We start from the raw sequence: 16,355 nt of genomic DNA, 5'->3' as shown, positions 1-16,355 counted from the left end.
TCTATATGGATTATAGCGGTTCATCGTTGAAATTCCGCCGTTTCTGAACTCCGTCAGTGGAGCGGGCGACGGGAATCGAACCCGCGTAATCAGTTTGGAAGACTGAGGCTCTACCATTGAGCTACGCCCGCAAGCGTGTTGTTTCTAAACAACCTGAGTCATTATACACAACGCAGCGACCAAGCGCAGACTCCGTGCCGTTTTCTGTATACAGCAGTCATACACTCCGCGCAGTTACTCCGCACATCACCCCTTGCGCAATAACTCTGACACATAAGCGGTATCACTCAAACGTGCTCATCCGCTATGCATGGATTTATTGGAGAACTAAGTGTGCTGCAAGCAATACCATCACAATGCCTATAGTGGTGTCAAGCGCAATCCAAGCAATCCGATTATTGAACAGTCGCGCCATCTTACTGGAGACAAAACCCAGCAACAAGAACCACACCACACTGCACAGCATCGCCCCCGTAGCGAAAGACCACCTCATATCAGTCCCGTAAGTTGCAGCAATACTACCAAGCAACACAATCGAATCAAGGTACACGCTTGGATTAAGGAATGTGAATCCAAGACACGACAATATGCTTTTTTTCAACGAAGTCTGGGCTGGTTTAACCATCGCCGGAGGTGCTATTTCAGATGATGTAGTGCCAAGATTGGCACTGTTGCTATTGTCGGAGCGTTGGTTTGGCCATTCTTCCGATATATGGCGTTGCATTCTCATAGCTCGAAATTGGATCCAGGCTCTTCTAAAACCGAATATGCCATATAACAAGAGCACTACTGCCCCAGCCCACGTCAATCCTTTGATGACTAAAGGATGACTTTGCACCACCTGTCCCATACCTTGAGTTCCCAGAGTAATCATCAGCAGGTCAGCAGCGATACAAATTGCCAAAATCTGTGGCACATGTGATCGAGCAATGCCCTGACGAATGATGAAAGTATTCTGCGCGCCTACAGCCACGATGAGACCTGCCTGGCTGAGAAAACCAGAGAGCAGTATGGGAAGGAAAATCGAGTTCATACTTGGAGATTAGCTGTACTAATGAAGTAAGTCCAAGTAATTATATTTATAATATATTAGAATTTCTTATATGAGAGAATATCCTGGAACGCCTCGAATTGACAGGTCAGCCGCTTCGCAGAAGCTAACCGACGTTAGCGATACCGCTTCGCAGCTACAGACGCATGACTTATCGGCAAACATCAGAGCTATACCACTCGATCAATTACTCGCTTTGCAAAGTATCGTAGAGGAGGGCAGTTTTGACGCTGCAGCTGACACACTGCACATTTCACAATCAGCAATCAGTCAGCGTATCAAATCGTTGGAATCGCAGGTCGGCCACATCGTTATACAACGCAGCAAACCTGTGCAAGCAACAGCCATGGGGCAATTTCTACTTCGTCTAGCCAGACAAATCACTTTGGCACAAGAAGAGGCCGCCCAACGTATTGACAGCGAGCAACGCAACAGCACAGTAAACATTCGTATCGTTGTTAATGCTGACTCATTAGAGGGGTGGGTATTACCTGCTCTGGCACCGATAGCAAAGCAATCTATAGCGCTGGATATCAAACGTCAAGATGAACATATCTCTACACGAATGCTGCGCTCAGGCGAAGCTATGGCTGCTATCACGGCCGAGGAAACACCCGTCCAAGGTTGCACCATGACCAAACTCGGGTCCATGGCCTATTTCGCTGCCGCCACACCAGAATTTGCAGCCCGATGGTTCCCAAATGGACTCAGCAAGGAATCACTGGAAAATGCTCCATTGGTGCAATACGACCGCGATGACCAGTTGCAATATCACTTTATTCGCAGAATCACTCGAGCCAAAGTACATCCGCCCATGCATTTCGTCCCGACATCGATAGGCTATAACGATGCCGTCTCATTAGGCTTCGGATGGGGTCTCATCCCCTCCACAAGCTACGCCACATATCCGAAAAACACTTTGGTCCAGCTGTCACCACAAGAGCCCTTATTACTCCCTCTATTCTGGCAACAGTGGAAACTCTCATCTCCTGCTCTTGACACGGTGGCAGAGGCAATCATCCGTGCCAGCAGTAATGCCTTAGTTCAAGATTGATCTTTTATGCACAGAGTTAGACGATAACTGCGATAATAGTAGAGATATCTCGAGCAATATTCAGAAAAAAACTCCACTATTATCGCAGTTATCAACGTAATGAGTTCACTATGAACCCAGATAATCAGATTCCTCTGTCGGGCTCGAAGGAACTGCACGCCCATGAGTGACGATGCCTAAACCAGCGAGATATGCTTCTCTACCTGCTTGCACGGCATGTTTAAATGCACGAGCCATTACTGGAATGTTCTGAGCACTAGCAATCGCCGTGTAGGCCATTATGGCGTCCGCTCCCATTTCCATAGCCTCTGCAGCTTGGCTAGGACGTCCTATCCCTGCGTCAATAATTACCGGAACCTTAGCATTGTCAATAATGACTTCTATTAGATCACGTGTCCCCAAGCCCTTATTTGAGCCGATTAATGAGCCCAAAGGCATCACGCAAGCTGCACCAGCATTCTCAAGCTGTTTGGCAGCCAGAGGATCAGGCATCATATATGGCATAACAACGAAACCTTCATTCGCCAATTGTTCCGTAGCCTTGATTGTCTCCGTATTATCTGGCAACAAATATTTCGTCTCATGCTCGATCTCGACTTTGATAAAATCAGTGCCGCAGACTTCTCGAGCAAGTCTGGCAATACGCACAGCCTCTTGCGCATTACGTGCCCCTGAAGTGTTGGGAAGCATAGTAACTCCATCAGGAATGAAATCGAGAAGATTATTCTCAGGCGTTCTGCACCTACGCAACGCCATGGTGACAATCTGTGTTCCTGCATTTTCAATGGCCGCTTTTATGAGCGATACATCATATCGACCAGAGCCAAGGATGAATCGACTAGTGAATTGGTGCCCACCAAGAACTAGCGGATCGCTTCCTCCTGTCGCTAAGTTGTCAAAGGCATGTTCACCAGGAACTGGTAACAGAGCAACATTGTGCGCTGTGCCGATTAATTCATCGAGCTCTTGAGCACTCAGCGTCTGCACATTCTCAGCAGGCGAAGATCCACCAGACTGTTGTGCAATATCTATCGGGTCTATCGGGTTACTACCACTCATCATCGTACTTTCTTTGTATTGACAAATTCAATTGCACTTAAGAATTCAAATACCGATCACTGCATCATTCAGGCAACATTTTGACCAAGGATAAGTCGGGTAATCATATTGGCCTCGTGACATGCAACAACGCCAACTCGAGGAGCCATAAGCCCCTCTCCTGGCACAGGGGCAGTCACGCCGTCGCCACAGAAATAGAAATGCTCCGAGATACGTTTAGTTTCGATGGTGTTTGAACTTCCAAACCCCGCCATTCCAGAGGCAGTCAGCAGTTGAGCATGAGGCAGATATTCGAGAACCGCATTCACTAAAATACTTTTGTTCTCGGGCACATCAAAAGCTTCCGCGATAATCTCATCGTCCGCAAATAATGAAGCTACATTCTGCTCATTGACTGCTACAGAATCAATACGAACCTCAACATAGGGGTTAATTTGAGCAAGGTTCGATCTCAGTGCCTCAGTTTTCAGCTGCCCAAGATCTTTGAGGAAGTACTGTTGCCGATTGAGATTCGACATATCTACACGATCAAAGTCCACCAGGTGTAAATGACCGACTCCTATGCGTGTTAACGCTACAGCTATGGTCGAGCCTAAGCCTCCCAGACCAGCAATAGCAACATGGGCGGCATCTAGCTGACGTTGTACCTGTTGAGTGTGACGCTCAAATAGAGCGTTCTGAAGCTCTTGTTTACTCACCAAACTTTTTGGATCACCACAGCGATTAAATGCTGCGCGACGAGCCTCGATCTGTTCGGTGCTAGCTGATATAGATTGTTCTTGAGAAATCATCACTCAGCCTCCCTGAACGAAAGTTACGATTTCGACGGTATCGTCATCACTCAGCATCGTTTCAGCGTGCTTGCGCAACGGTATGATGCCACCGTTGACTTCAACCTGCCACTCGTTGAGCCTGTAAGCCTCGCTCTTTGAGCAAGTCAGACACACTAAGCGCAACGCTTCGCGCGTATTGCTCCCCATTAATAATCACTGCACAATCCCCCTTGTTGCCACAAGTTGCGCATCCAGTACGCACGAGTACCCCCCCAACATCCATGGGACGAATCTCGCGACACCATCATTCGTTGGTGCACTACTGCATACGCAACATTGAGTTATCGGGAACGGAATCCCATACAGCAATACCGCCACACCATTGAGGGGAATGACAATACCTTGCCCATGCTTCTTCATCAGGGTGGGTACTTCTTATCACCTACAACGGGTGACGGGAATAAAGAGTCAACGTCATTTGACGTTAGATAACCATTTCCTTACGGCGGCATTACCCGCATCAAGTTCTCGGTCGAAGTCTAGGACTTCCTCTCAGCCTTTTCAGGCTCCCGTTCGATTACGATTATGATATTCGCCTCAACCATCGACATTCTTGTATGTTCAGATTCTCAATGACATCAACACTGAGATAGCAATGTCTTGCTACTTGGCATGATGTAAGCATGACAGCAGCACACGAATCTGGTATCGATATCCCCGAGGGCAGCGCTCCACAGCGCAAAACCGTTGAGCATCAGCGCGCTCAGAACTACACGGTTATTGAGCGTTATCTTCACTCAGGTCATGGCGAAGCGCTACTACAACGACATAAGCTCTTTTGCGAAGATGGTATTTCAGGCTTGTGGACTTCTGACAGCGGCTCCCCAGTCTTTGCGCAGGGCCGTGACAGTATCGCACAATACGATATCTGGTCTGCAGAGCACTTCCCTGACTGGCAATGGCACAACATCCGTATATGGCAAACTGACGATATTAACCAGCTGTGGGCTGAGTGCGACGGCGAAGGTACCCTCATACTCCCCAGCCATCCACCCGTGCATTACCGGAATCATTTCATTTATTCCTTCGAAATGCGTAACGGTCAGATTCTGCGCGAGCGTGAATTCATGAATCCGATTACTGAGATGAAAGCCCTAGGTATGCAAACACCAACCATAGATCTGGGTGACTTTCCAGAAACTCATTAATTCCGCTTACACGCCACTCGAAAGAAGAACAGCAGCGATGACATCAACCACAACAATCAGCGCCATAGATTTTGCCGGTTATACTATCCCGCGCTTAGGCCTCGGATGTATGGCTCTGTCTATTGAAGGTCGCCCAGCGTATTCCACAGCTGTTGCTACCATCCATAGTGCACTCGACGCTGGGGTGCGTTACCTTGACACGGCATGGTCATACTACCTACCGCGATACTCGCCTCAATCTCACAACAACGCCTCAAGATTGGAACAATCTGACTATGGAGAACGCTTGGTCCATGAGGCAGTAACAACTTGGGATGGCCCACAACAAGATGTGCTGATAGCAAGCAAAATCGGATGGTCTCGCACCGTAGATCAATATGGAACATATGGATGGCAGGCTGACGCACGGCCAGAGACCATTATTGCTCAAGCAAAAGAATCAGCACAGCGATTAGGGGTTGAAAGCTTGGGACTGCTGTACTCACATTGCGATGACCCCAATGTGCCTTACGAAGATCAGATGGGAGCTTTCCGTCAGCTAGTTGATGAGGGGGTTGCTCGCACTATTGGAATCTCTAGGGTTGATAACCACAATATCGACGTTGCACATCACATTCTTGGCAAAGCTTTGGTAGCCGTGCAGAATCAGTTCTCACCCTCATACCCAGATCCGCTGCACACCATGGACCATTGCAAGGCCTTAAACCTAGCTTTTGTGTGCTGGTCACCGCTGGGAGGATTTCTTGATCCTGTTGATGCAGGCGCTTATGATGCTTTCAAAAAAGTAGCCCAACGACGCGGCATCTCCTATCAACGAGTAGTACTCGCTTGGGAATTATCTCGCTGCGAGACACTTATCACCATTCCCAGTGCCCGTAATCCACATGAAATTCAAGACTCGTTCGCAGCCACACAATTGCTACTCACTGAGGAAGAATTGTCGCAACTGCCGTAATGCTGGTGTCTATATGAGATGACAGCTGCTCTCATTCAACAGGTGGTAAAGCACATATGGCTACTGCGGACGCCACAGTCCCGTCATGGCTGAGCGAGAGATGCCATGTAATCTCATCATGTTGTGTATCTGCTTCGCGTCTACTGGCGCGTCCTACAGATTCACGCAAACACTGTTCTACAGCTACGGCAAGCACCACATGTGGTCGTCCACGCGAATCATCAAGTATTTCAATTTGAGCCCACGGGATAGATTCCACTGAATATGGAGATGGTCTATTCCCCAGCGCTTCTTCCCATGCCTTGATCACTGCTTCTTTACCTGCCCAGCGTGCTGCGAGGTGCACATTCTCACCATCGCCTTTGAGCTGAGCTCGTATCTCACTCTGCCTACGCTCTCGCACTGAAAACAACGATTTGAAAGTGGAACCTGGCATGTTGAGTTGCTCAACAAAGGCAGGCACATCCACCACATCGTGCCCAAGGCCAAGAACTGCCCCTACTGCCGCATGTTCAATCACCATATCTTCATTCTCTCGCTCTTTACCCGAATATACATACTGCGCAGAAGCACTAAACAGCACGCCATGGAGTCATTATTCAGCTCCAATCAGACGTAGCGATTATTGTGTAGGGATTCCAAAGTGCAAATCACTGCACATGGCTCAACAATGGCGGAATAACAACAACCGGTTTATTCAAAGTGTCAAGATAACGCAAAAATCCCTACACAAACGAATTCGCCCCCTTTGTCAAAGCAAAAACTGTGCATTTGGACACGCGCAGCAGACCAACAATCGATGTCTAGCGTGCCCAAATGCACAGTTTCAACGAGAACTCATGAGATCAGCGCTCGTAGTATCCACTCTCACCGAGACGAGCTGCTGGATTAAGCAGCATAGCCTTCTCAACCTCGTGACCGTCATAGCCATGACCATCTTCATGGAAGCGACGGTTATCAATTGGCGTATACAGTTCAGCGCGGCCCATCATGCCTTCGATGAAGTGACGCTGACCTGCTGCCAAACGAGCATTAGCCTTCTCACGCCATTCCTCCAAAGCCTTCTTACCAGCCGTATTTGCCACAGCAGCTTCAAACGCACCCGGGTTAACGATTGCACCGAAGCCAGAGACATGACCGAAGCCCAGTGAAGTTACCAAACCTGCCTTGACTGTGCCAACAGGCAAAGGCTTGGTCAGCCATACCATATGGTCATCATGGCGAAGTTTAGGATCAACACAATCTAGAGAAGCATTCGCTGGGACTACACCTGACTTGAAGAGCTGAGTCAAACCATTGATCTGGAAGATGCAAGCACCACCCTTGGCATGACCAGTCAAACTCTTCTGTGAAATCACATACAAGGGATTACCATCTGCACGGCCAATAGCATGGGCCAAGGTGTTGTGCAGCTCAGATTCGTTCGGATCATTGGCATTAGTTGACGTGTCATGCTTGGATACCACACCGATTTCATCTGGAGAAACACCCAAGACATCAAGGTCGTGAACCAGCTTAGAATCCTTGCCGCCGAGTCCGGCCGCAAGCGCGCCCAGACCTGGTGCTGGAATCGAAGTGTGTCCACCATCCGCAAAGGAATGGATGTATCCAACGACACCGGCCACTGGCAATCCCATTCGCAATGCAATGTCACCGCGTGTTACCAGAATCGTGCCGCCGCCCTGTGATTCAAGGAATCCGCCACGTCGACGATCGTTAGCTCTCGAGAAGAAGCGAGGACTGATACCTTTTGCAGACATCTCAGCAGAATTGGCAGTGGCATTCATGTTGCCGAAACCAATCACTGATTCCACACCAATGTCATCAATCGCACCAGTGACTACGAAGTCAGCCTTACCCAGAGCAATCTTATCGACACCCTCTTCAAGGGAGACGGCTGCTGTGGCGCAAGCCGATACTGGCTGAATCATGCTGCCATAACCGCCGATGTAGGACTGCATCACGTGTGCAGCGACCACGTTTGGTAGCGCTTCTTGCAGGATATCGGTCGGTACTTCCTTATTCAGGTAGCGATCCAGATACAGCTTACGCATCGAGGACATACCACCGAAACCGGTACCCTGTGTGCTGGCCACCATCGAGGGGTGCACGGCTTGCAAAATCTCGACTGGTGAGAAACCAGCTGAGATATATGCATCCACGGCTGTGACGATATTCCACAGAGCAATCTCATCAACTGCGCCAACCATAGAAGCAGGGATACCCCACTTCAACGGGTCAAAGCCCTTCGGGAACTGTCCGCCAACTGTTCTACTCATCGTCGCACGACGAGGTACGCGCACTACTGAACCTTGATGTCGGGTAACTATCCACTCTCCTGATTCTTCATCAGGTCGGATAGAAGTATGAGAATCATCCAACTTCACATACTCTCTAGCAACGTCTTCTGTTGGTACTGAGAACTCAACATCGTGGTCGAGGAATACGTCAGCCGTTTCCTCATCAGTATTATCTTTGTAGTCGTTGCCCATACCTTCGTCGAATGGGCGAATACCAGAACGAGCCACAACTTCATCGTGATATCGCTCAGCAATATCTTCTTCAGGGACCAGATTGCCCTCGACGTCATACCAGCCAGCCTTCGGACTATCCTGCCAAACGAGTAGACCCATATTCCAAGCGAGCTCGAGCACACCTGCAGCTGTGAGTTCAACTTGGCCGTCAGAGTGGATACCTAACTCAGCTTCAAAACGTGTACGTCCTGAACCCCAAGGACCAAGCTCACCTACCGACACAATGACAATCTCATCCTCTGGTTTGGCACTCACGCGCTTCCACTCAGAAAGATTGACATGTGGCTGGCTAGGTACATGAGGAGTAGGCAAGGCCTTAATCACGGCTGCAGCAGAGCCTGTGTCTGCACGACTTCCCTCATTTGCGCTGTTAGCAGCTTGCTCCGTTTCATTTCTAGCAGCATCAGCCATTGCTTCTGCTCGAAGCGCCTTGATATCGATAGGCGAATCACCAAGCCCACCAGTCAGATCAACATCGAGAGGCGCACTAATAGCCTTAATCCGAGCATCCACCGTGCACAGTGCGAGCAACTCGGTCGAGATTTTCTCTGTCGAGTAAGTCTTAAGACCGTGACGTTCAACAACTTCCACTAGAGGATCATTGCCACCCATCAGTCCAGTGCCGCGAACCCATCCAATTCTAGGATGTGCAAAGGTGACACGATCGGACCAGTTCTTTTCTGCACGAGCGCGGTTGACAATGGCGTCGAAGGCAGATTTGACCTCACCATAAGCTCCATCTCCGCCGAAAATACCGCGATTCGGAGAACCAGGTAGCACCACGTGCATCTTATGCTGAACATCAATACTTGATCCGAGAGCCGCAAAACCTCCGATTGCACGTTCCACACCCCAGAGCATCAACCTAGCCTGAGACTCAAACAGTTCACCTGAATCAGCCAAAGTACCGTGCACAGGAGGAGCAGCGAACGGGAAGAAGAGACTTGGCTCGTAAGCAGGCTTAAGAATCGTAGTAGTCGCGCCTGTTGTTTTCTTCTGTTCATTACCAACCCAAGACACCAAGGCATCCACGTCACGATAGCTGGAAAGATTGGCCGGAACCAGCCAGAGTTTTGCCCCACCAACTGCGTGTTCGCGATAAGTGCGCTTGGCCCATTCAACGATGGAAGGCTTGAAACTGTGCGAAGTTGCCACGACTGTGGCGCCTCCTGCAAGCAAACCAGCCACAACTTGAGCTGCTATGGAATTAGGCGCAACACCAGTAACAACTGCCACGTCTTTGGCAAAACGCGATGCCGTAGCATCCTGCAAGGTAGACTGACCTGCCTCTTGCGCTATACGCATGAAGGTCTGCGCCAGTTCATCGTCACCAGACTTACGAGACTTGGTGGCATACCATGCAGCCTGCTCTTGCACTTGTTGGCCTGCACCAAGGAAGCTCAATGACATCAGTGCCTTGTCGCGGGTGTAGAAGATACGAGCAAGATCTTCTCTTGCTGTGGCCCATCGATCGTCAAACAGTATCGCCTTGCGATCGTCAAATCGAGGAGCAACCTGTTGAGGCCAATCGGCACCAAGCTCAGCCTGTACAGCTTCGACAACGGCTGCACTCTCATCCTCTTCCTGTTCAGGAAGAGCTTCCTGAACGCCAAGTTGGTTGAGAACAAAGCGAGCAGTTGAGGCCAGTACACCCTTCGAACCAGTCACTTGTTGCGCGAAGGCATCGAGAGCTGCTGAATCCACAACTGCACCGCCTGCGGCACCACCAGCACTGGGCAGCCCAACGCTCACTGAATGTGCCTGAGCTACTTTCTGAACCGCCTGATCGATGAGATCATTTGCTGCGGCTGCTGTAGAAACTGGATCAGATGCAAGTGTGGCTAAATCTCCACCTCGAGAGGATGCACCTTCCCGAGTGTCTAGTAGCAAGGCAGCAACAGTGAAGTATGACCAACCGGCACCAAGTTGCCACGTATCGGTAACTCGCTTTTCGATTTGTTGTAGTTTCACACCGGCAGCGCCAAACAGCGCACGGAGACGGTCGCGCACAATATCAGCTAAGACCGGGCCGAAAGGCTTGTAATTCGGAGCAACCTTGTTAACTAGAGCATTCAAGGCTGCAATATCAGCCTCGGCAGCTCCATCAACGCTAGCGACTCCCAACTCGGAACTGATATCCATCAGCAGCTGATTACGACGTGACGATACACCGTTGGTCAGAGTGTCGGTGGTGTCATGCTCTCCTATTTGATCCAAACGTACTTTCGCGGAATATGCCAACAATGTTGCAATCGCATCGGAAGCTTTGAACGGAATGTCAGCAGGGCGTTCACCACTTGTTGCAACTGGCACAGCCGCAGGAGCTGGGGCGGATGTGCTTGTTGCTGCAGCAGGTGCACTTGGTGCTGTTTGCACAGTTTGTGTAGCAGCTGCAGCTTGTGCAGGTGCTGAATCTTCGACAACATCGTCATCGAAGTCCTGTGCCAGTGAATCGGAGTCAGTCATATAGACACGGCCCTCATCACGTCCAACGTTATAGACCGTTACGTGACGTCCAGAGAATTCGGGAAGAGCCAAAGTTTTGGCACCTAAATTAGCTAAAGTCGGAGCATTCCCTAGACCAACTTCAACATATTCTTCGACACCAAGACCTCCCTGTGTGCTGGATGCAAAGAGCAGCGCTTGAGTCTCAATCCAGCGTACAGGAGAAGCAAACTGCCAAGACAGCAGCTCTGTCAATAACAGACGACCGAGCTTCTGGTCATCAGCGGCATACTCATTCCATACCGCATCGTCATCAAGGGCACGTTGGATGCGTTCGGATGGCACTACTTCGAGGATTCTACGTGCAAAATCCTTCGTCATCGCGAATGGCACCGCCACCAAATTAGGAATGTACCTACCTACAAGACGGTTGTAATCGATATATTGCGGCAGCAGCGCATCGAGCTTGTCGCGGAATTCAGGCACACCCTTGCGCAACAGCGTTGAGTGGAATGGCACATCAATGCCTGGCACCATCATAAACGGTGGTTTTCCGCCGTACTCCTTGGCACGATGGGCAGCATCAGCTTGCAAATATTTCAGACCTGCAATAGTACCGGCAATAGCATATTGCTGACCGGCAAGATTGTAATTCACAATCTCGAGGAATTCACCTGAAGCATCGGAGACGCTCTTGATGTAATCCTTAATGCCGTCATCACCTAAACCGAACTGGTTCGGACGCAAAGCTCCCATACGATAGTTAGAACGGCCACGCTCATCACGCTCAATAAGGTGATGCATGGTGGAGCCACGGTGGAATACTAACTCCAGCTCCGTTTCCAAAGGAATAATACCTGCGAAAGAGCTCAACGCATTGTATTCACCAAGGGAGTGCCCCGCGAAGTATGCAGGCCAAATATCCGAGCCAACTTCACTCAGGCGGGCAGTCTGAGCGAAAGCAACTGTTGCTAATGCAACCTGAGTAAACTGCGTCAGATTGAGCAGTCCTTCAGGATGGCGATACGTCACACCATTTGCTGTGAGTTCCTTCGGGTTATCACGCACAACAGCGAGTATTGAGAACCCGAGCTTCTCACGGGTCAGCGCATCCGCGCGTTCCCATGTTTCACGAGCAGCTGCAGATTTCGCACGCTCATCCAGCACCATGCCTTGCTTCTGAATACCCTGTCCTGGGTACACAAAAGCAGACCTAGGCGCCAAAGCAATTGCCGTTCCTCGAGATACCAGCTGACCGTCAATACGGCTGGTTACTTCGAGCACCAAACCGCCGTGATTTACTTTGCCTACACGTTCAACCGAAATCTCGACTTGATCGTCCAACTGCACCATGCCGTACATGTTGTACGTCCAGCCAGCGATTTCATAATGTGTGCCGGAATCATCAAAAGCCTGTGCGATATGTTGTGCTGTTGCAGAGAGCCACATTCCATGCACCAAAGGCGCACTCAGACCAGATACGCCAGCGCCACGCTTCGACGTGTGAATCGGGTTGAAATCGCCAGATGTTCTAGCAAAAGCTGTCATGTCATGAGGTGCAGTGACCTTGACGCGACGCAGCAGACGACGAGGCGTACCTAAGGTCTCTTCCTCAATACCACCGTAATCAGGTGCTTCAGGAGGCAAGGCGTCGCTGTAAGCGCGTCCACGAATAGCGAAACGTTCGACTTCTTGAGCGAGCACTGTACCGTCAGCAGCACTGTGCGTGACATGAATCGTCACAACACGACCGGACGCTGATTCTAGATAGTCCTCAGCCCAGCTGGTTAAGGTAATTTGTTCGCCAACATGCTGCAGTAATTCATTCTCAGTGACACTCAAGCGGATGAGGTGGTCGAGATGCACTGCATTGAGCAGACCCTCAATAACAGGGAAACCATCGACATATACCGAACCTAGTGCTGCATAGATAGCAGGCCACGCAGGTCCGACCAGAGCGTCGGGTGCAATACGTGAAGGCACTAGTCCAGCAGTGAGCGCGCCACCCGTGGCTGCTTCATGGTCGAAACCAAGATTCGCAGAGAAAGTATATGATCCATGAGCTTTACCAAATGGATAAGTTTGAGTGTCCTCAACCATATCAATTTGGGGCATCTGAGTCAGTACATCACCGGTGATAGAAGTGTTACCAATACCTGCCGTAGCTGCCAACATCGCATAAACGTGTTCAGGAAGTCGATTACGGTCAACTACTGGGAACAACCCTGCTTGCGAGCCGTCAACCACTAGCGGAATCACAATGTGGCGCACTGCATGCTTGCTCACACCATGATCGGGGTCATTGTCCCAATAAGTATCGAGATGCAGATCAAGGTCAAACAGTTCTCCTGACTCATCTTCACCAATCTTAGTGATCTGGTAGAAAGGATCCCCATCTGCTGTGCCAAAGGCTGGATTTGCCATCAAATGGCCCACCCACGAAATGTGTGGGCTCTGACGAATAAATTCTTCCGCAGTTGCAGCACTAGAGAGCTCAGAAAACGCAGTTGTGGTATGTGCGGTTGAAGCGTCAGTAAGCTCCTGACGAGATGCGTTGTTGTCGCGTACACGTTCCAACGCTGCTTGCTCGAATCGACCGAGAATACTCGCAACAGGCTCATCAACCGTGGTGATACCACCGACGGAAATTGGACCTGGAATAATTCGTACTGAATCGGCAGAATAGCGAGGATCTTCAGACTGCCAGAGCTGATCCTGTCCCCACCAACGCAACAAATCATTGTCAATAACTGGCACGAACGGCATCGGCTTAGGATATTCGCGGACCAGAGTTGGGAACCAAGCGACATCAGTAGGTGTAATCAGCAGATGTGCAATCTGCGGATAGGTTTTCTCCAAGCGATCCAAAGCTTGATTTGGTTCACTGACATCAGCACGGTCAGCAAAAAGCGAAGTAAATTCGCCGCTTTCTTGGTCGCATACACGAGCTTCAATGCGATGGAGTAAGTGCAAGAAGCGGTCTACGTATGTACCATCGGCCCACGGATAAGCAAGCTCAGCAAAACGCTGTGCCCACTGCAAGTAGGTCATGCTCTCCAAGTCACCGAAGTACGGTTTCGCCGTCTTGCTCAGCGCTTCAATAACCTCATCACGTCGAGTGTCGATTTCCTCTGGATGCTTCATCATACGAACCAACAAACGACCGCATTGCGCAGAAGCGTTTTCGAGCTCATAAATATCTGCGTGAAGATGACTTAGTCCGGAAGTCACGCCTCCCACTGAGCGTCCACTCGGCACCCACTTCTCGCCCAAAGGCGCGAATGGATCAGCATCAGGAGTGTTGTCGCTGATTCCTGGCGTATCCACCAGCATCTGCTTGACCTGTGGGCTAGTGTGAGCTTCTTTAGCTGTCATCGCTGCGGTACCAACCAACACGCCATCAACAGGCATATTTGGTAAGCCGTAGCACTGTGACCAGTCACCGGAAATATAATCAGCGGCACGCTCAGGGGTTCCTATACCTCCACCGACTACCAGTACGAGGTTTTCGCAAGAACGCATCTCGGCATAGGTGCTGACTAACAAATCATCCAAGGATTCCCAAGAGTGGTGACCTCCCGCAGCTCCACCTTCAACTTCGATAAGAATTTTGGTAGGTGCTACTGCCTTGGCGATTCGTACAACCTGACGAATTTGATCGATCGTACCTGGTTTAAAGGAAACATAGGGGAAACCATCTGCCTGCAAAGAAGCGATAAGTTCCTTGGCTTCATCGAGTTCAGGAATTCCTGCAGAAATCACCACACCATCAATTGGCGTTCCCGAGGAACGTTTCTTAGGAACAATACGCTGGGTACCGAATTGAAGATTCCACAGGTAACGGTCCATGAACATGGCATTGAACTGCACCGTGCGACCCTCATCAAGCTCCTGTTCAAGGCGCTCAACGTGCTGGTCAAAAACTTCTGCAGTCACCTGACCGCCACCGGCAAGCTCAGCCCAATATCCTGCGTTTGCTGCGGCAGCAACAATTTCTGGTTCCACGGTGGTAGGGGTCATACCTGCAAGCAGTACTGGTGCTTTACCTGTAAGCTCGCTAAACCTCGTGCGAATCTTGTCACCGGCAGGAGTATCAATCACACTAGGAGTGAAGCGCTTCCAATCCTGTGTACGAGATGGTTCGCCTTCCAGCGTGGACAGCTTTGCACGGTCTGCAGTGGATGACGCTTCGATAATTCCTACTCCACTACCCTGCACCAATGCGCCCACAAGCTTGCCCAAAGTAACACCAGGGCCCATATCAACGATCCACAACTGCGTTGGGTCGCTGTCATCAAGCAACTGCTTGATTTGCCCAACCCAATCCACATCGTTGAGTAATACTTCGGAAGCCAACAGACGCGCACGCTGCGAATCCAAACCACACGACGTTGCCCATGTCACTGTTTGCTCCACTGCATCGCGCATTAATGGCGAATGGAACGGCAGTGTTACCTCAAGGTATTCCAGGACTGGTGCGAATACTGCCCCACCGCGAATTTTCTCTTCACGCAGCTTAGCTTGGCGACGATGTTCCTTATCAACTTCAACCCAGAAAGCTGCGAGATCCTCTGGATAACCCGACAACACATGATGACTTGGCGCGTTCCTCACTGCAATAGAGATTGGTCCTCTCGGGTCGCTGACGCGCGCAATAAGTTGGTCAACCTGGGCACGGTTCGCACCCTTTACCGAGAGCATTGGTGTTGCTCCACCCTGTGTGATAATCCCAAGCTGTCTGCTCTGACGTGTACCGGCAGCGCCAATCAATGTAGCTACAGCAAGAATTTCATCAATTCCAGCAGCGGCTTTTGAGAAGGAACCTGCTGCAGTTATTTCTTGAACCATATGTGCTGCAAGGACGCCCTGTGAATGGCCAAGTACAGCCTTTGGTTTGACTGTAGCGATATCGTAACCAAGGTTTGCTGCATCGAGCAAGGCACCAAGCTGTGAAAGCGCAATGCCAGGCACGCTTACCGTTGCTGCTGCAGCGGCACCCAAGGTTGCAGGATTCGGGGTAAAGCCAAATAAATCACTTGGCTTTCCTGTGGTTGCCAAAAGATCAGCTGCAACCGGTGAGAGCAAGCGTGAAGCAGCATCGACATGACCTTTCAGTGACGCTTCAATCGTTGGGTCTGATATCAGTTCCGAGATCGCCACAGTCCATGGCGTGGATTGCCCAGCGAAAACTAGGGCATGTGGCTCGGAAGCCAGGCGGTTCAGGAAAAAGGTGCTACTCATAATGTTCCTTTTGCTATTCGGTTGCTCTTGCGAGA

The 16,355-nt window shown here is 50.2% G+C and carries 9 protein-coding genes, 1 tRNA gene and 1 riboswitch; of the genes, 3 read left to right on the top strand and 7 right to left on the bottom strand.

Features of this window, described 5'->3' with window-relative positions; all coding sequences use genetic code 11:
- Positions 1–57 precede the first annotated feature (57 nt).
- A tRNA-Gly gene (locus tag LKI20_RS02985) sits at positions 58–131 on the bottom strand.
- A 185-nt stretch (positions 132–316) separates the two neighbouring features.
- Positions 317–1,033 (bottom strand): LysE/ArgO family amino acid transporter, encoded by a 717-nt coding sequence (locus LKI20_RS02980; RefSeq protein WP_291769673.1) that lies wholly within the window; start codon positions 1,031–1,033, stop codon positions 317–319.
- A gap of 70 nt (positions 1,034–1,103) precedes the next feature.
- Here LKI20_RS02980 and LKI20_RS02975 point away from each other — a divergent pair, with 70 nt between their 5' ends.
- The gene (locus tag LKI20_RS02975; RefSeq protein WP_291769671.1) at positions 1,104–2,105 is read left to right on the top strand and encodes a LysR family transcriptional regulator ArgP; all 1,002 of its coding nucleotides are present in this window, start codon (positions 1,104–1,106) and stop codon (positions 2,103–2,105) included.
- Between the two features lie 108 nt (positions 2,106–2,213).
- On the opposite strand, the gene LKI20_RS02970 is transcribed toward LKI20_RS02975, so the two are convergent.
- From LKI20_RS02970 to thiS, 3 genes are all read right to left on the bottom strand, one after another.
- A complete protein-coding gene (locus LKI20_RS02970) occupies positions 2,214–3,167 on the bottom strand; it encodes a thiazole synthase (RefSeq protein WP_291769668.1) in 954 nt (317 codons plus the stop codon).
- 65 nt (positions 3,168–3,232) lie between these two features.
- The gene (thiF, locus tag LKI20_RS02965; RefSeq protein ID WP_291769665.1) at positions 3,233–3,955 is read right to left on the bottom strand and encodes a sulfur carrier protein ThiS adenylyltransferase ThiF; all 723 of its coding nucleotides are present in this window, start codon (positions 3,953–3,955) and stop codon (positions 3,233–3,235) included.
- A 3-nt stretch (positions 3,956–3,958) separates the two neighbouring features.
- Complete coding sequence (gene thiS, locus LKI20_RS02960) at positions 3,959–4,144, bottom strand: sulfur carrier protein ThiS (protein ID WP_291769662.1); 186 nt, start codon at positions 4,142–4,144, stop codon at positions 3,959–3,961.
- Between the two features lie 272 nt (positions 4,145–4,416).
- Positions 4,417–4,520: riboswitch (TPP riboswitch) on the bottom strand.
- Between the two features lie 100 nt (positions 4,521–4,620).
- On the opposite strand from thiS, the gene LKI20_RS02955 reads away from it, so the two are divergent.
- Positions 4,621–5,145, top strand: coding sequence for a PhzA/PhzB family protein (locus tag LKI20_RS02955; RefSeq protein ID WP_291769659.1), 525 nt, complete (start codon positions 4,621–4,623; stop codon positions 5,143–5,145).
- A 37-nt stretch (positions 5,146–5,182) separates the two neighbouring features.
- On the top strand, positions 5,183–6,100 hold the full coding sequence (locus LKI20_RS02950; protein ID WP_291769656.1) for an aldo/keto reductase: 918 nt from the start codon (positions 5,183–5,185) through the stop codon (positions 6,098–6,100).
- A gap of 31 nt (positions 6,101–6,131) precedes the next feature.
- Here the strand turns inward: LKI20_RS02950 and LKI20_RS02945 are convergent, their stop codons facing one another.
- Together LKI20_RS02945 and LKI20_RS02940 are read right to left on the bottom strand one after the other, a co-directional pair.
- Positions 6,132–6,623, bottom strand: a complete 492-nt coding sequence (locus LKI20_RS02945; protein WP_291769654.1) for a holo-ACP synthase — start codon at positions 6,621–6,623, stop codon at positions 6,132–6,134.
- A gap of 322 nt (positions 6,624–6,945) precedes the next feature.
- Positions 6,946–16,320, bottom strand: coding sequence for a type I polyketide synthase (locus LKI20_RS02940; RefSeq protein ID WP_291769651.1), 9,375 nt, complete (start codon positions 16,318–16,320; stop codon positions 6,946–6,948).
- Positions 16,321–16,355 lie beyond the last annotated feature (35 nt).

It is taken from the genome of Bifidobacterium sp. (genome assembly GCF_022647885.1).
Lineage (GTDB): Bacteria > Actinomycetota > Actinomycetes > Actinomycetales > Bifidobacteriaceae > Bombiscardovia.
The sequence above is the reverse complement of the archived record's forward strand: the minus strand, read 5'-3'. Positions and strand labels throughout refer to the sequence as shown.

Coding starts and splice junctions, on each gene's coding strand:
- LKI20_RS02980 (WP_291769673.1), bottom strand. CDS start 1,033: ATGAACTCGATTTTCCTTCCCATACTGCTCTCTGGTTTTCTCAGCCAG.
- LKI20_RS02975 (WP_291769671.1), top strand. CDS start 1,104: ATGAGAGAATATCCTGGAACGCCTCGAATTGACAGGTCAGCCGCTTCG.
- LKI20_RS02970 (WP_291769668.1), bottom strand. CDS start 3,167: ATGATGAGTGGTAGTAACCCGATAGACCCGATAGATATTGCACAACAG.
- thiF (WP_291769665.1), bottom strand. CDS start 3,955: ATGATTTCTCAAGAACAATCTATATCAGCTAGCACCGAACAGATCGAG.
- thiS (WP_291769662.1), bottom strand. CDS start 4,144: ATGGGGAGCAATACGCGCGAAGCGTTGCGCTTAGTGTGTCTGACTTGC.
- LKI20_RS02955 (WP_291769659.1), top strand. CDS start 4,621: ATGACAGCAGCACACGAATCTGGTATCGATATCCCCGAGGGCAGCGCT.
- LKI20_RS02950 (WP_291769656.1), top strand. CDS start 5,183: ATGACATCAACCACAACAATCAGCGCCATAGATTTTGCCGGTTATACT.
- LKI20_RS02945 (WP_291769654.1), bottom strand. CDS start 6,623: ATGGTGATTGAACATGCGGCAGTAGGGGCAGTTCTTGGCCTTGGGCAC.
- LKI20_RS02940 (WP_291769651.1), bottom strand. CDS start 16,320: ATGAGTAGCACCTTTTTCCTGAACCGCCTGGCTTCCGAGCCACATGCC.